Consider the following 16,184-nt stretch of genomic DNA (forward strand, 5'->3'; position numbering starts at 1 on the left):
GCGCTCCTAAAGAGTCCCGAAAGTTCAAAAATCAATTCCGACAAGCTAGTTTACAGTAGAGCAACAAACCTAATCAACGGCAACACATTAAATATCACACTGCCAATCAGCTGCCAAGAATCCCGATAAGATCATTTGCCACCGCGTCAATACTAAAAATAGAAACTTCATTTCCTGGGCTACTGAGATCAGCGTTCAAAATAGCCGAAACCATTGCCTGAGTGCTCTTAAATATCCAATTCTTCGGATAGATTTCATCAGCACCCTCCCAAGGAAGAGTTAAGGGATAACAACCAGCAGATGCACCTTCAGCTATCGCAAGGTGAAAGCTCTCATGGTCGCTAACAGAAAGTATGTAATCCACTTCAGAATACCACTGAGGCATGTCATCGCCATGAGGATCAAAAATCACGGAGTCCTTGAGCAAAGGATCCTCATTTAGACGACGGTACTGCTCCCTATACCACTCCATTTCATCTAATCTATTAGCCATCCAGGGATAGTCTTCAGGACGCTTACCCTTGACTTTCAAAACATACCCACGATCTTCTCTACGCAATTCCCTCAAGACATCTAATGCAAGATCCAAACGTTTACTGCGCGGAACCATTCCTACCAAACCGAGCACTTTAGCGTCCATTTTTTTTCTTGGAACAGATCTCAGTTTCTCTACATCCACGCCATTATATACTAATATAGCATTATTACTTAAACTGGCATTACGTTTCTGCGCATTCCGTAGCATATGGGGACCAACAAAAACCACCTTATCAAAACGATCAAACTGAATCTTTTCGAACAAAGGGCTCCTTAACTCTTGTGCATGCAGCCTTCCAAACAGGGCTTGAGAGTCGAGTTTATTTTTAGCATACCAAATCGCATTACCCAGCATCCATTCGCAAAAGATCGTATCGGCCTGTTTAACCAGACGTTTGCTACTGATTTCGTTATGATAGTTGTGGCCGGACCAAAAATCTAAAAGAAGTCTAAACCCCGCATTGGTAAAATAAGGGTAAAATGGCCTGATAAATTTTAGATCGTGCCCCGCGATGACGACTGTTTTGACTGGCACAACGTTAGGAGGAGTATCATGTGAGGCATCAGGCTTACGAATAGCAAAAGAGCTCTGTTTTCCAGCCCATTGTTTTAGCGCAAATATCCTGATTTTGGAAGGAGCAACAACCAACTGTAGTCCATCATCAATCTCGCCTCCTTTCAAAGCCACACCTGGCCACTGACCTTCTGCCAAAATTGGATCGCGAATAAAGCCAATACGTTTTTGCGACGCATAGAATGTGGGCCATGCTAGGTCTTCAAAATCTTCTGGTTCTAAGTATTCCAATTCTCGGGTCTTACTCAAAACCCACAAACTATTATAGTCAATGGTTTGATCCGCAGAGGTCGCACACTCGATACCCATCTCTAGCAAAAGCTCTCTGGCATTGGGTTCCCACTGCTCAGCGAACACCATTGTTGGTCGTAACGTTTGGGTCAAGATTCCTTTCGCAGCAACCAATGTGACTTTCGATGCTATCACCCCTACTTCAGGCGGCTGAGGGGCTTCAATTTCGAACCCAGCAGTACGTAGCATTTGGCATAGGCGCAACTCAGTCGTGTGGGAACGCATCACCGCACGCGCCCCTTTAAGCGCGCTACGCCATCGATAAGCAGGATGCTGAAGCAAGTTCTCCAGTGCTTGAGCAGCATCGCTTTCTGTTCGCACGATATGCCCAGCACCCTCAAGATATCGGTTCATACCCAGCGCTGGTCCGGAAATCAACGGCGCACCACAGGCAGCAGCCTCGATAACACGCCTCGAAAACATTGTTGGAGAATCCAACACCGAATTGACGTTGATCTGTACGGGGTGGGCTTTATACGCCTGGATCATTTGTTCGTAGTCTAGACTTCCAGCAACATAGCCTCCTAAACCTCCAGGGTATTTATAAGGAGAGTTAGGATCATCGTGCTGGCGATCATAGATCGTCAGGCCAAGAGGCGCTGCCGCACTCATGATTTTATCCATATACTCAGTGCGTTCAGGATAGCGCTTGCCGTAGTACGTACCACCATAAGCCGCGGTAGGCTGCCAACCTCTTGTAGAAGGCAATAAGTTATGAATTTTTGGCGAAGCGTAGAAAGGAGCACTACTAGCGGTCTGCGTCAATGCGCCGGCGGTAGCGAGATAGGGAATAATTCGGCGGCTATCGGTGGTAAAGACATGATCGCAAAGAGATGCCGCTTTCCGAAAACGATCAAAATGAACAGGATCTTCTTTATTCCAGAAAAGAGACGGGATGCCCCGTTCTCGGCAGTTATTTAACAAATCGCTAAGTGCAGAAAACTCCTCCTCACCATAGTGACCTACCTTGCGATACCATTGCCCATCATTACCCTTCCAAGCTGACTCGACAAATACAGCATCAATAGAGTGCTGCTCAATTTCTTTATACCAATTATTCGGTGAAAGCGGGACTACCTTCACGGCACTAGCCAGCGTATCGGTGGTAAATTTGTCGGCGATCAAGCCAAGAGTAACCTTATCAAGCCGCTTAGCTTGCAAAAGGCGCTTCGGGGCGATTTTATATTTTAACTGTTGCAAAGCATCTGCATAGCGCGATGTTACATGGCTCCATGTGCGCTCCTGTTCGACCCACTGACGAGCAGCTCGGCCAAGCTCACTACGCCGTTCAGGCTCATCGATTAATAATTTAATGACTCGACAAAGGTCTTCGGCATCATCTTTATTAAACAACTGAGCGCGTTCGCCATTACCGGCCATGACCTTATGGGGTGAAACATCCGATAGCACTACCGCTTTGCCCATCGCCATCGCTTCCAAGGGCTTGAGAGCCGAGACCATCTCGGTCACCGCAGAAGATAAGCGTGGGATCGGCATGATATCCATACAAGAAAGGTAACGAGAAACTTGATCGAAAGGGACCCGCCCGGTAAAACGACAATGAGCGTCAATACCCAGTGCTTTAGCCTTAGATTTAACTGATTCAATCACCTTACCGTCGCCAACAAGGACAAAGACAAATTCTTGGCCTTTCTGCTTGAGCCTGGCCAATGCATCCAGCAGTAGCTCCAACCCTTCATAGGCTACTGCGCTACCCGCATATCCAATAACGGGCACGCTAGGCGGAAGCTGAAGCTCACGAGCGACATTGGTGTCAGATATTGCAGGGCGAAAGAGCTTGGCGTCGACCGCATTGGGCACAACTTCAATAAGCTGGGCAGGTACTCCCCAAGAGACTAATTCTTCGGCCAGCTCACTGGTCAGAGTAATAACCAAATCAGCCTCGAGCGCGGCCTGTTGCTCCAATTCACGCATTAAGTGATACCGCTCGGAACCAGCCCAATCGGGCTGCGTGGAGGCCTGGGTGACTTCCCATAAGCCTCGCACTTCGTACACAAATGGTAAACCTAGGCGACGCGCTGCAAGCAGTGCGGGCAATGCCGTAATATGATTGGAAGCGGCAATGATAACTTCCGCCCCACTGGTCTGGGCTTCCCGAACATAGTGATCGGCTGCCTCAGCAAGGTAAAAATCCAAAGGTGTTTTTGCAAGATTCCAACCTGCACAGGCAGCGTAAGTGACACCATCCACTTCCGAAATGTGATATCCCTTAGTTAAACCTTTGACACCCAAATCCCAAGGAAAGCCTGGGCGTGTAGTTACACGCACATGCCAACCGGCTCTTTGCAGACCCACCGCGATGCCGTGGGAGCGAGTCGCATAGCCATTGGTAGTATGAGGCACGGACTGATGCAAGCAGTACAAAGCATGTTTTCGCTTCGTCATAAATCCGGGATTGGGTTGCCGAGGAGGAAGCGAAATCCCACCTTTCAGTCGACAAAGTCCTCCCACGAAATCTCTGAACTCGCGTTTGGGTTTGTCAAACTTGACACCCTGGCTTACCAGATCATCAAGCGCTAGCTTGGTATCACTCAGCCTACCTTCACGGTAAAACCAAGAGCTAGCTGTCGCATATTCCACAAAAGGTCTTTTCGCTTCTCTTGAATGGAATTCGCCACCACCTTGGCAAGCTTTAAATGCAGGCTCTAGGCCTGCGTCATTGGAAATCAATTTTACAAGGTTTTGTACACAGTCGTAGGAATTAGGCAGTGATGGCAGAACTTGAGGGCTAGCGCTTCTGTTGAGCTGCGAGTCAATGCCAGCCGCTAAGGATGCCACATCACCAGGCGTCACAAAAATAGTATGAGGACTATTAGAACAAGCAGAGCGAAGAGCAGGCAAATCGGTAACAACTAGCGGTTTACCATAAGCCTGTGCCTCGGCCGCTTTCATGGGTGGCACGAGCTCACATACCGGTAATTTTTTCCTAGGTATTACGATGGCATCAATAATGGAGTAATAACTTGCAACGTCCTGTGGAGCGACCCTGCCGGTTTGGATAAGCCAGTCATCGGCAACCGAGTCTTCGCAAGCTTTCCCTTTAGCTATTTCCGTTTTAGCTTGTACAGCATGCGTAACAGGCTGTTCATCCCCTACTAAAACTAGCTTTATTTTGCTTCCCCGAGAGCGAAGGCATTGGCAGGCGGAAATCAGATCATCCAACCCCTCATATGAATTGACACTACCTACGTAGCCAACAACTTTATCCTGTTGATCAATATTCAAACGCTGGCGCAAGATAATGTCTAGCTCGGTAACATCAGGGATTCGCTCTACCGCATTTGGCACGATTTCGATATTTGAAGCCACGCCCCGCCGCACAAGCTCTTCTCTCATGGGCGAATTCAGGGTAAATACGCTCTTAGCCTGCTTAGCAACAAATGCGTCACGTTCTCGCTCCATTTTAAAATTAGTCGTGTTCTCATAACTAGAGTCTCGCGCACTCTGCGAGAGCTCCCAAAACCCCCTGACCTCATTATAAAAAGGCAAGCTCAATCGCTTAGCCGCAACCCACGCAGGCAGTCCGATGATATAATTGGAAGCCACTATAACCAAACTGGGACGATAAACCCTGAAAACGCTTACCAGATAATCAGCACTATCTTTTAAATATTTTCGTTCATCGCGCGGATTATATTCAACCCCAGATCGATGAATATAGCGCACCCCGTCAACTTCTATTTCTGATTCGCCAAACTGTTGTTGATCCAACTCCCAGGGCCTTCCCGGACGAACGAAACACAGCGTTTCAAACCCATGCTGATTAAGTGCAAACGCGACCCTCTGAGTGCGCACAGCATAACCATTGCTGGCATAACTTTGGCCGTGACTAACCACATAAGCGACTCGACCCGGGATAGGCAGAGACACGGCCTGGGTAGAATTATTCGCTAAATCTGTGGCGTACGAAATCAGCTCGTCCATAAATATCCAGAAAGAGGGAGTTAAAAATGATACGATATTAATATAAAAACAAAGGCATTACTTAACAAGCATGCCACCTGGAAAAACCTACTAAATATTAAAGCGGCAAGCCTGCTTACAAGCAGGGATTTTTTGGAAAACTCCACGAATAGACCAAAAGAAAACCAAATAAAATGCGGATGAGCACCAAACCCACCCGCACGAAACCAAATCAGCGTCGCAATAAAAACTCTACTAACCCAGCAAACCCACCGCATCGATAACGGTTTCTTTTGCTCTTAAAAACGCAACGCTTTCGACAAAAGGCTTGTGCTTAACCAGCACACAAATCACATCGGCTTGCGCCAATGCTTGCTCTAGGTCGACTAACTGTACATTAGACTTTTCCAGCTTCCGCGGCACCGCTTGGATGTTAGGCTCCACAATTTGAACCTGGCAACCCAGCTTGGCAATTTGTTCCGCGATATCTAAAGCTGGGCTTTCGCGAAGATCATCAATGTCAGGCTTAAACGCAACCCCTAAACAGGCGACGGTGAGATCGCTACGCTTAGCATCTGGATGCTGTTGATGATAGTACTCTAGGCCGCTTTTTACCCGCCCAAGTACCCATTCAGGTTTAGCGTCATTGACTTCCCGCGCGGTGCGAATCAGTTTCGCTTGCTTCGGGCATGCATCGACAATAAACCAGGGGTCGACTGCGATACAATGGCCACCAACGCCAGCCCCTGGAGAGAGTATATTGACTCGCGGATGTCGGTTCGCTAGCGCGATGAGTTCCCAAACGTTGATTTCGAGTTCATGAGCAATGGTAGAGAGCTCATTAGCAAAAGCGATATTGACATCGCGGAAGCTATTTTCTGTCAGCTTTGCCATTTCTGCTGTGCGAGCAGTAGTAGGAACACATTCCCCCTCTACCACTATTTTGTATAGAGTACAGGCAGCTTCCGCACATTTCGGTGTCATTCCGCCGATGACACGGTCGTTCTCGACCAGTTCTCGAATGACGTGCCCCGGCAGTACACGTTCGGGGCAATGTGCTACCCGAATATCCGAGTTTTCTCCGTGAGTCTGGGGGAATGTCAGGTCTGGTCGAGCTTCCGCTAGCCAAGCCGCCATTTGCTCTGTAGCGCCTACTGGGCTGGTAGACTCGAGCACCACCAGATTACCGGGCTGCAGCACGGGAGCAATCGCTTTTGCCGCAGACTCGATATAACTGAGATCCGCTTTATGGTTCTGGCCATTTTCATCAGTATGAAATGGTGTGGGTACTGCTACAAGGAAAGCATCTGCGGGCTCTGGCTGTGTCGTGGCGCGCAGATAACCTTGAGTAACCGCAGCGTGAACGACCATATCCAGCTCGGGTTCAACGATGTGAATCTCGCCCTTATTGATCGTATCCACTGCAGCCTGATTGATATCGACCCCGATGACCTTTTTCTTGCGCGAAGCGAATACTGCAGCAGTTGGCAGGCCAATATACCCTAAGCCAATCATCGAAATCCGTTCGAAATTCATTAACCTTTCCTTTTTGCACAATCATTGAAAATATTAAATATGGAAATATTAAATATGGAAATATTACCGACCCAATGCTTCAAGAATACGCTGACAGGCTTTCCCATCACCATAAGGGTTATGCGCGTAGCTCATAGCCTCGTACGTTCTCTTATCTCTCAACAATTTACTCAATTCGTCCACTATCAGATCACTACTCGTTCCTACGAGTTTGACCGTGCCTGCTTCTACTGCTTCCGGGCGTTCTGTTGTTTCACGCATGACCAACACAGGTTTACCGAGAGACGGCGCCTCTTCCTGTATACCACCTGAATCCGTCAGAATGACGTGAGCCCGGTTCATCAAGTAAACGAAAGGTAGATATTCCTGGGGCTCGATCAAATATACGTTATCGATACCCGCCAGTAACCGATTGACGGGCTCTTGCACATTTGGATTGAGGTGAACGGGATACAGAATTTGTACGTCCGGGTTGTCGGTAGCCGTACGCGCCAATGCTTCACAAATGCGTTCGAACCCACCGCCGAAGCTTTCTCGGCGGTGCCCAGTGACCAGAACCAATTTCTTGTCACTCTCAAGCATGGGAAAGCGGGCCGCGAGCTCTTCGGAAAGAGCGGCGTTAGCATCCAATTTCCGCACGACATCGAGTAGTGCGTCGATGACCGTGTTACCCGTGACATGTACGGTTTCTGGCTTGACACCTTCAGCGAGAAGATTTTGCTCGGAAGTCGGAGTCGGGGCAAAATGGATCGCCGCCAAAGCACCGGTCAGTTTGCGGTTCCCCTCTTCAGGCCATGGCGAATAGAGATTGCCGGTACGCAGACCGGCCTCGACATGCCCTACTGCCACCTGCTGATAATAGCAAGCCAGAGTGGTCGCAAATGTGGTTGCTGTATCGCCATGCACAAGTACCACGTCTGGTTTGAAGTCTTCTAGAACTGGCTTCAAGCCTTGAAGAATACCACAGGTTACATCGCTGAGATCTTGTCCCGGCTTCATGACGTTAAGGTCATAATCAGGCACCAAGTCGAACAGTGACAAAACCTGGTCCAGCATCTCGCGGTGCTGAGCAGTGACACAAACTCGAGCATCGAAGCGAGAATCATTACTCAACCGAAGTGCCAAGGGCGCCATTTTGATGGCCTCCGGCCGCGTGCCGAAAACAGTCAGTATCTTGCGTTTGGTATCCACTGCTAGCCTCGTATCACTTTCTTCCGTAAACTTTTTCAATTTCCAAATCTTGCCATTTAGAGTAGTAGTATTCCAGTAGCTCTTGAGTTTCGTTGAGCTGAACCTCTATTCGATAGAGTCTAGAAGCAGAGTTATCGAGCGAGCTCGAACAAGAAGCTTTATCCATTATTGTAGATGCGATCGCACTACCCAACATGAAATGCAATAGTGGATTGATTTTTTTGTCTAGGCAATCTTGGTGCTTCGAAACATAGTCAGAGGTGGAAAAATCTGGACCGGGATCTCTTCCTAAGGCCCATCCATATTTGCAGTAGTGAACTGCCGCATCCATCCCGCTTGCTGCTACGTCTGGATATTGGTCGAGATACCACTGGGCTACGAAATGCTCGGCATTCCGAATTGTCTCAACAGCATTCATCATCTCAGTCCTTATGGTCTCTAACAATCAAAATCAACATATTGATGATTAGGGTAAGGAAAAGCGCAATTACGGTATATACTGCAATCATATAGATGCGTTCTGGCTTTTCTGGATACTCCGGCATTGTCGGTGATTGCAATACAGAAAGCTGTTTTAGCTGACGAGCGGCTTCAACCCGGGTGTTCTCCAATGCAGCGAGCGTGCCTGAGTATGCCTGCTGAGCGAACTGCGCTCGTAGCTGCAACGTCTGGTATTCACTAGATACCGCATTCAGTGCATTGCCAGATTGTGCTGCCAAGCGCTTTTTCTGCTCATCGATTTGATTCTGCAACGCGGTGATTTGGCTTCTCAAACTCACCATCTGTGGTGAGTTCTGGCTTTGGTAGCTTGCCATGGCGGCACGCTGGGCTTTCAGACTCGCTAACTCGCCTTCCAATTTAGCGACGACAGTCCCCAGACTTTCTACAGTAGCAGTGGGTGAGGCGAGACCATTTTCGTTCTCAAATTCCAACAGGTCCTGCCGAGTTTTCTCGAAGCGCTGCTCCAGCACGTTCGTCTGCTTCTCTAAGAACTTGACCTGCTGTTCGGCCAGCCGCTGCCCCATCTCATTCATATGCTGCTCGCCCTTCTGCAGCATCAGGTTGGCAATTTTATTGGCCTCTTCAGGAGTAAAAGCTTGGATATCGAGCCTCAAGACACCGGCATATTCGTCAAGCTCCACATGCGCTATTCCATGATAATAATCGAGTAGCTTTTCTGTCGGCGCTTGCTCATCATGCAAACGACTAAAAACATCGCCGTGATTGACATAGTGCTGCCGAAAATCGGCATTCTTTTCCAGATAATGCAGCATATCCGTCGAGAGCATATAATCACGCAGCAGCAGCATATCTGCGGTATTCTTGCCGCCCCCGCCGGAAAGCAACGAACTAAAACTCAGCTCTGGCGTGGAAATCTGCGGACTTTCCAGAATCACATGGGCATGAGAAACATAGCGGTCAGACGCCCATAATGCCCAATAAAAGCTGATCGCCGCGATGAAGATTATACACATGGCCCAATGGGGCTGCCGCTTGGCAACACCCACAATTCGATTAAACTGTTTATTCACGTCAAACATCCTACTCTATAAATTATTTCTTGCCAGAGCCGGCATGATATTGGGCGATGGCATCATTCACATCGTCATACCAGGTCGCTTCCCCTTTCTCCAATAACACCCCTGCCTGGCAGAGATCTTTCAAGATACCTTCGCTGTGAGAGACCATGATCAAGCTAGCGGTATTGACCCGAGCCTTGAAAGCCTCACTGGCCTTCTGCTTGAAGGCTCTGTCCCCTACTGCCGTCGCTTCATCGGAGAGATAAACATCGAAATCGAACGCTAGTGAAAGCCCAAAGGCCAGACGTGAGCGCATGCCAGAGGAGTAGGTGCTCACCGGTTCATCGAAGGATTTACCGATCTCGGCGAAGTCTTGCACTCTTTGGATGAGCTCGTGCAAATTCTTGCGCTCCCCATGAATGCGCGCAACGAACTTGACGTTCTGACGCCCGGTCATACTGCCCTTGAAACCGCCGGCCAGCCCGATAGGCCAGGAAACTCTTGCCTTACGCTTGATCGTACCTTTGTCCGGAAAGTCCATCCCACCAATCAAACGCAACAACGTGGACTTACCCGCACCATTTCGACCAATCAAGCCGACGCTCACGTTATCAGGGAAAGTTAGGTTGATATCCTTCAGTACCCAGTCGCCGCCGAAGGGGCCATGATAGCGCTTATAGAGGTTCTGGATTTCGATCATGCCTTACCCTCTCCTAGAGCATCTTCAGGCGTGGCGCAAAGCGAATATGCATCATCAACCCCAGCACCATGCTGCCTAGCGCCCAGTACCAGAGATACGTCATATCGATACCATCAATCGAATGATAATACTCGAAATAGTTGATCCTCATGTTTTCCAAGCCATGAAGAATCGGATTCCAGGCGAGATACTCTTGTAGTTGATGCGGGACCATACTGACTGGAAGGATGACCCCCGAAAGAATCAACAACGGAAATGTCATCAGCCTGATGATTTTCCCTAGCTCTGGCACCAAGCTATTGACGACCGAGAATAGAATTCCCAGCCCGGACCCCAGCGCCCATAACGAAAACCAGTCCATCATCACGCCAAAAGCGTGGTGAGCCACCATATTTAGCTTGAATAACGTACCGATCAGAATAAACAGCAGAAAGACAAAGCTCTGCAACATCCCTTCCACGTAGCATCTTACAATGACTGCATCGAACGGCGTTATCTGGCGATAGGTAAACAACCCTTTATTGGCACTGATTGCCCCCATCGGCTGCATCATACAGGCGCGAAAAAGATAGAAGCCCATTAGACCGATGATCATCCAGGGCACGAAATCCGCGCCGGAGATATGTTTTGATCCCATCAAGTGGGAGCGAATCAAGATCATGATGCCGATGGTCGCTAACGGCTCGAAAATCATCCAGAACCAGGCCATGCGGTCAGCGGTCGTGCGTGCGATGAACTCGCGGAGGGTCATCGCCGACCAGACATCCCAGGTCACGCGCAGCGCGCTTCTGGGTTTGTATTGAGAGGCGTTGGTCACGTCACTCATGACACCTCCCCTGTGGCTTCAATCTAAAGCGCCTTGAACAGTGTCTCTTCACGTCTTCTCCTGATGACCCTACCAAGAAAAAGCCCCGTCACCGGGACGGGGCTGGGTCCTGTGCTCGCTATCAGAGGTCCAGCGCGACCTTGGTCGCCACGGCCACTTGATAGAGGATCTGAGTGATGCTGCTGGCAAGCTCAATATTGCTGGTCGGCGCGGCAGGCAGCACCATGATCTCGTCACCGGCACGGATCTTGGTATCGCCGGCATGAACCACGGCACCGTTCTTGTGCACCACCAGCACCTGGTCATCATCCGCGCGCGGGGTAAAGCCACCCGCCTGTTGGATGTAGTCACTGGCGCTCATGCCGGGGGTAAAGACCATCGCCTGCGGAATAGTGACTTCACCGCTCAGCAGTACAGAGTCGGAGATCTCGGGAATGGTGATCACGTCGCCATCCTGCAGGCGCACATCGGCGATATTGTCGCCGCGGGCCACGACCAGGCGCCCGGTGGGCTGGGTCTGGCGCGCCTTCTGCACGAACTTCTGGATCAGCTCGGCCTGGCGCACCTGAATCTCGCCCTCTTTGGCGGTGCGCGAGGGGTAACCCAGATAGGTCTGCTCGAGCCGGTCAAGGCTTTCGTTGAGCGACTCTTTCTGCTGCTCCTTGACGCTCTCACGGCGGATCGAGATGTCCTTGTAGCTGGTCATGCTCTTGGGCACGCTGATCGCGTTGAGGAATTCACCCAGGTGTGCGTCACGCGGCAGCACGTAGCGCGAGGGGCCGTAGTAGCTGCCCTCTACCTGTACGACGATGCTCTCGGCGCGCTGGTCCGCGCTGTAAAGCACCTCATCGCCCTTCTCGACGTTGGCCTCGCGGAATTCGCTCAGCGTCAGGTAGCGGGCGATCGGGCCGCTGGGACGGCTGCCACGCAGCAACACATGAGAGACGCCGGCGCGCAGGCGCGCGAGGTTGGTCACATCGCCGCCGGTGAGCTGTTCGCCCGCCAGCTCGTAGCGGAACGGCTTCTCGACATCACCGACCACGGCGACCGCCGGGCCGCGCTGCTCTACCACGACGGTATCGCCATCGCGAAACTGAGTACGAGGCATATTGCCGTTGATCAGGAAATCGTAGAGATCGACCGTTTCGATCGCGCGGCCGTTACGCTTGACCACGATCTGGCGATAGCTGCCCAGTGCCTGTTCGATGCCGCCGGCCTGGTCAAGGAAGTAGAGAATGGAGTCGCTGGGGGTGCCGGAGTAACGGCCGGGATTCTTGACGTAGCCGGTCACGAACACGCCCACCGGCTGCACGCCCTGCAGATTGGTATAGACCTGCACGTTTTCCGGGTAGACGGACTTGATCGCTGAGGTGACCCGCTTGTTGAGCTCGCTGTTGGAGGTGCCCTGAACGTTGAGCGGACCGATACCCGGCAGGAACACGTTACCCTGGGAGTCCACCGTCAGTACCTGCTGCATCTCTACCCCGCCCCAGACGCGCAGGTTGATCTGGTCGCCCGGCTTGATGGTGTAGGCGGGGTTGAGCCCGTCGGCCATGACACCACGGAAACCGCCAGTGAAGAGGTTGGCGCCGAAGGGCGGCAGCATATTGGGGTCGATCTGAGCCTGGTTGGGATCGAACGGGCCGTACTGATCACTGTTCCAGTTGGCACGCGGGGTGTCATCCACCGCCTGCGCAGCTTGAGCGGCCTGCTGGGCGTTCTGACCGTTGGCGCCCTGGGGCTGCATGGTCATGGACTGGGCCTGCTGGCCCTGCGGGAGGATATCGCTACCCGAATCGAAGGATTGCGCGCTCGCCAGGTTGGCGTTCAGGCACGCTACCGCCACCAGGCACCCGGCCCGGAAAAACGATGCTGCACGTTTCATGCAAGACTTCCTGTGGTGTTCGTGCGGCTTCCGCGCCGCCTGGATCGTCACTGACGATACTCGGCTCGCTGGGCGCGGTTGCAGCGGATTTTTGTTACTGATTGCTGGTCGCGGGCAGCACTTGGGTCACCAAGCGCTGCGAGAACCAGCCATTATTCTTGACCAGACAGGCGACTTCGGCCTGATGCAGCGCTGCCCCGCTCTCGCGGGCGATATCCAGATGCGCGCAGAGCCTGCCGCTGGCGGCGAAGTAGCGCTCCTGAACGATCACCGAGACGTTCGAGCCCCACGGGCTCTTGGGGAAGGCGGCGATGCTGCCGGGTGTGGCGTTATCGAGAAAGGTGGAGATCTCGGGGCCGAGCGCAGCGGCACCACGCATGTTCTGCACGTTGTGAATACCCTGCTGGCTCTGCGTAGCGCACCCGGCGATGGCGACGGAGAGCACCCCCAGCTGGAAGAATTTCCCTAACCGACCGACGCGGCGGGACACCCCATGGAAAGCGTTAGACATGTTTTGTGATCAACCCGATTGACTAAGACACCGAGCCCCGCCGCACGGGCACATGCCCGATACGTGCGGAGGCATCGGCCTGCAGGAATGGATTAGGCCCAAAGCACTAGGGCGGTCCAAAAAAATAACCGGTGGCAAGATCCCTGCCCTCGAACACATTGATACATTCAGTAGGCCGAATCCATGGCCCTCAAGGCACACGATTGTATTGGGCCGGGCCCGATTTGCCTACCGCGAAGGCGAATTCCTCTTATTGCCCAGGGAAAGCTTGCCTTTCGCGAGCGAGCTCGCTCCTGCCGGGCGCCTTCCATCTATAGTTGCTGATATTCACGCTACGCCTAGAAGTGCCAGATCAGCGGTATCAGGGTAACGCTGACCAGGCCGACGATCAGGCTGAGCGGGACACCGAGCTTGAGGTAGTCGTGCATGCGGTAGCCGCCGGGCCCCATCACCATCAGGTTGGTCTGGTAGCCCAGCGCGGTCATGAAGCTGGCCGAGGCAGCAATGGTGACGGCAATGACAAACGGCATGAAGTCGACACCGAGCTGATCGGAGACCGCCATGGCGATGGGAAACATCAGCACCGCGGCGGCGTTGTTGGTGATCATCTCGGTGAACAGCACCGTCATCACATAGACGAAGAGCAGCGCCAGCCAGGGGGTATGGATCTGCCCCACCACCTGCTCGGCGATGGCCCGCGCGGCGCCGGACTCACTCATCGCAGTGCCCAGCGAGAACGAGGCGGCGATCACGATCAGTACGGAGAGATCGATATAGCGGCGCGCCTTGCCCATGGTCAGGCAGCCGCTCACCAGCATGGCGCCGGCGGCGAGAAAGGCCGCTTCGAGAATCGAGGTCAGGTTGGTGGCGCTGAGCAGCACCATGACCCCGAGAATACCCAGCGAGAGCGGCGCCTTCTGGAAGTTGGGCGGCGTGGAGTCGTTGAGCTGGCTGACGAGCAGGAAGTCCTTGCGGTAACGGTATTGCTCGACGAACTGCTGGCCGGTCTCCAGCAGCAGGGTGTCACCGACCTGGAACTCGACGTCACCCAGCTTGCCTTCCAACCGCCGCCCATGGCGGGAGATGGAGAGAATCACCGCCTGGAAGCGCGAGCGGAAACGCGATTCGCGCACGCTCTGGCCGATCGCGGTGAAGTCGGGGCTGATCACCGCCTCGACCAGACAGCGCCGATGGTGGGCAATCTCCAGCTTCTGCACGTTGCCGTTGGTGGGTACCAGGCCGCGCACTTCGCGCAGCTCACGGGCACATTCAGGCGCGCCGACGAATATCAGGGTGTCGTCTGCCTGCAGCTTGGTTTCTGGCGGGACCGCAGCCATCAGTTCGTCGCCGCGCTGGATATCGGTGAGATAGCCGAACTGCAGGTTGCGCAGCCCCGCCTCGGCGATACTCTTTCCCACCAGCGGCCCGCCGGCCTGTACGTCGACCTCGACGCTGTACTCGCGGATCTGGTCGAGCTGCGAGCTGGTGCCATCGCGCTGGGGCAGCAGCCAGCCGGCGAACAGCAGGATGAAGCCGCCACCGATTATCAGGATCGGCAGGCCCACCCAGGTGAGTTCGAACATGCCCAGCGAGATACCGTGGCGGCTCTGCAGCAGGCCATCGACCACCAGGTTGGTGCTGGTGCCGATAAGGGTGCAGGTCCCGCCGAGAATGGAGATATAGCTGAGCGGGAGCAGCAGTTTGGAAGGTGGCAGGCGCAGGCGGCCGGACCAGTCCTGGATCGCGGGAATGAACATCGCCACGACGGTGGTGTTATTCATGAAGGCGCTCAGCACCGATGCCGGCAGCATCACCCGCCACTGGGCCCGGCGCAGCGTACTTGGCTGGCCGAGTAGCAGGCTGGCGATCCACTTGATCGCCCCGGTCTCCTTGAGCGCTGCCGCCACCACATAGAGCGCGGCGATGGTCATCACCCCGGTATTGGCGAAGCCCGCCAGCGCCTGCTGCGGCGTGAGCACATCGGTGAAGATCAGAAACGCCATGGCGCCGACCAGGATGGCGTCCGGCGCGATGCGCGTGAAGACCAGTGTACCCAGGACCGCCACCACAGCCGCCATGCTCAACCAGGCATCGATACCCATGCCAACTTCCCCTCCTTACCGTTATCGATGCCGAAACTCGAGGCGTGACTTTTACGCCTAAATCGCTCGATTAACGCCTTTGAGTTATGACGTTATGCCGATTTCAATGAATCGATTTCACGTATCGACCGAACCGCGATTCTAGGCACACAAGTGTGATAACGCCACGTAAAGTGCTCTACGAAAGGTGAATAAAACGTCAGGATTTGTCTTGCGACTGTCCGCGAATCGCGACAGCCATTGGCGTTCGCCATTGACGCCTTTTGCCGCTGGTGCGCGCGAGTCCGGGTTCCATGGCTTGGTTTCGTGACTTGGCTCTATGATCTAGTCGCTGCACAGACGCTGACCCGCGAGCGCTATCTGGCGCAGGGCCAGGATCGGGCCGCCTCACTGTGCTGGGTGATCATGCCGATCAACGCACTGGGCGGCTGCCGCTGGCGCAGGAGGGCCTTCTCGGCTTCTGCAGCGAGTCAAGTCGAGCAGTACTAGGGGAAGCAACCGCCGCCTGGGGAGACGTGGGGAAGTTGGGCGACGTGGGGAGAAGTGGGCGGCGTGAGTAGGTAGTTGGCAAATACGGCGGGCGGGAC

Annotated in this window: 11 protein-coding genes; 1 reads left to right on the plus strand and 10 read right to left on the minus strand. The window is 53.1% G+C overall.

The features are described from left to right. Nucleotides 1-106: 106 nt before the first annotated feature. From ABV408_RS11245 to ABV408_RS11290, 10 genes are all read right to left on the minus strand, one after another. A complete protein-coding gene (locus ABV408_RS11245) occupies nucleotides 107-5,347 on the minus strand; it encodes a glycosyltransferase (protein WP_353979043.1) in 5,241 nt (1,746 codons plus the stop codon). A gap of 234 nt (nucleotides 5,348-5,581) precedes the next feature. Then, the gene (wecC, locus tag ABV408_RS11250) at nucleotides 5,582-6,862 is read right to left on the minus strand and encodes a UDP-N-acetyl-D-mannosamine dehydrogenase (RefSeq protein ID WP_353979044.1); all 1,281 of its coding nucleotides are present in this window, start codon (nucleotides 6,860-6,862) and stop codon (nucleotides 5,582-5,584) included. Nucleotides 6,863-6,925: 63 nt separating this feature from the next. Then, nucleotides 6,926-7,996, minus strand: a complete 1,071-nt coding sequence (wecB, locus tag ABV408_RS11255) for a non-hydrolyzing UDP-N-acetylglucosamine 2-epimerase (RefSeq protein ID WP_353982233.1) — start codon at nucleotides 7,994-7,996, stop codon at nucleotides 6,926-6,928. A 70-nt stretch (nucleotides 7,997-8,066) separates the two neighbouring features. After that, nucleotides 8,067-8,474, minus strand: a complete 408-nt coding sequence (locus ABV408_RS11260) for a hypothetical protein (protein ID WP_353979045.1) — start codon at nucleotides 8,472-8,474, stop codon at nucleotides 8,067-8,069. A 1-nt stretch (nucleotide 8,475) separates the two neighbouring features. Then, nucleotides 8,476-9,585 carry a chain-length determining protein gene (locus ABV408_RS11265; RefSeq protein WP_353979046.1) on the minus strand — a complete coding sequence of 370 codons (1,110 nt, stop codon included), beginning with the start codon at nucleotides 9,583-9,585 and terminating at the stop codon, nucleotides 8,476-8,478. 22 nt (nucleotides 9,586-9,607) lie between these two features. After that, nucleotides 9,608-10,273: an ABC transporter ATP-binding protein gene (locus ABV408_RS11270; protein WP_353979047.1), complete on the minus strand. Its 666-nt coding sequence runs from the start codon at nucleotides 10,271-10,273 to the stop codon at nucleotides 9,608-9,610. A gap of 13 nt (nucleotides 10,274-10,286) precedes the next feature. Beyond that, complete coding sequence (locus ABV408_RS11275; protein WP_353979048.1) at nucleotides 10,287-11,099, minus strand: ABC transporter permease; 813 nt, start codon at nucleotides 11,097-11,099, stop codon at nucleotides 10,287-10,289. A gap of 121 nt (nucleotides 11,100-11,220) precedes the next feature. Further along, nucleotides 11,221-12,984, minus strand: coding sequence for a polysaccharide biosynthesis/export family protein (locus tag ABV408_RS11280; protein WP_353979049.1), 1,764 nt, complete (start codon nucleotides 12,982-12,984; stop codon nucleotides 11,221-11,223). Nucleotides 12,985-13,078: 94 nt separating this feature from the next. After that, the gene (locus ABV408_RS11285; RefSeq protein WP_353979050.1) at nucleotides 13,079-13,495 is read right to left on the minus strand and encodes a DVU3141 family protein; all 417 of its coding nucleotides are present in this window, start codon (nucleotides 13,493-13,495) and stop codon (nucleotides 13,079-13,081) included. A 338-nt stretch (nucleotides 13,496-13,833) separates the two neighbouring features. After that, entirely contained in the window at nucleotides 13,834-15,597 is a 1,764-nt protein-coding gene (locus ABV408_RS11290; protein ID WP_353979051.1) for an SLC13 family permease, read from the minus strand. 306 nt (nucleotides 15,598-15,903) lie between these two features. On the opposite strand from ABV408_RS11290, the gene ABV408_RS11295 reads away from it, so the two are divergent. Next, complete coding sequence (locus ABV408_RS11295; protein ID WP_353979052.1) at nucleotides 15,904-16,086, plus strand: hypothetical protein; 183 nt, start codon at nucleotides 15,904-15,906, stop codon at nucleotides 16,084-16,086. Nucleotides 16,087-16,184 lie beyond the last annotated feature (98 nt).

Source organism: Salinicola endophyticus, assembly GCF_040536835.1.
Lineage (GTDB): Bacteria > Pseudomonadota > Gammaproteobacteria > Pseudomonadales > Halomonadaceae > Salinicola > Salinicola endophyticus_A.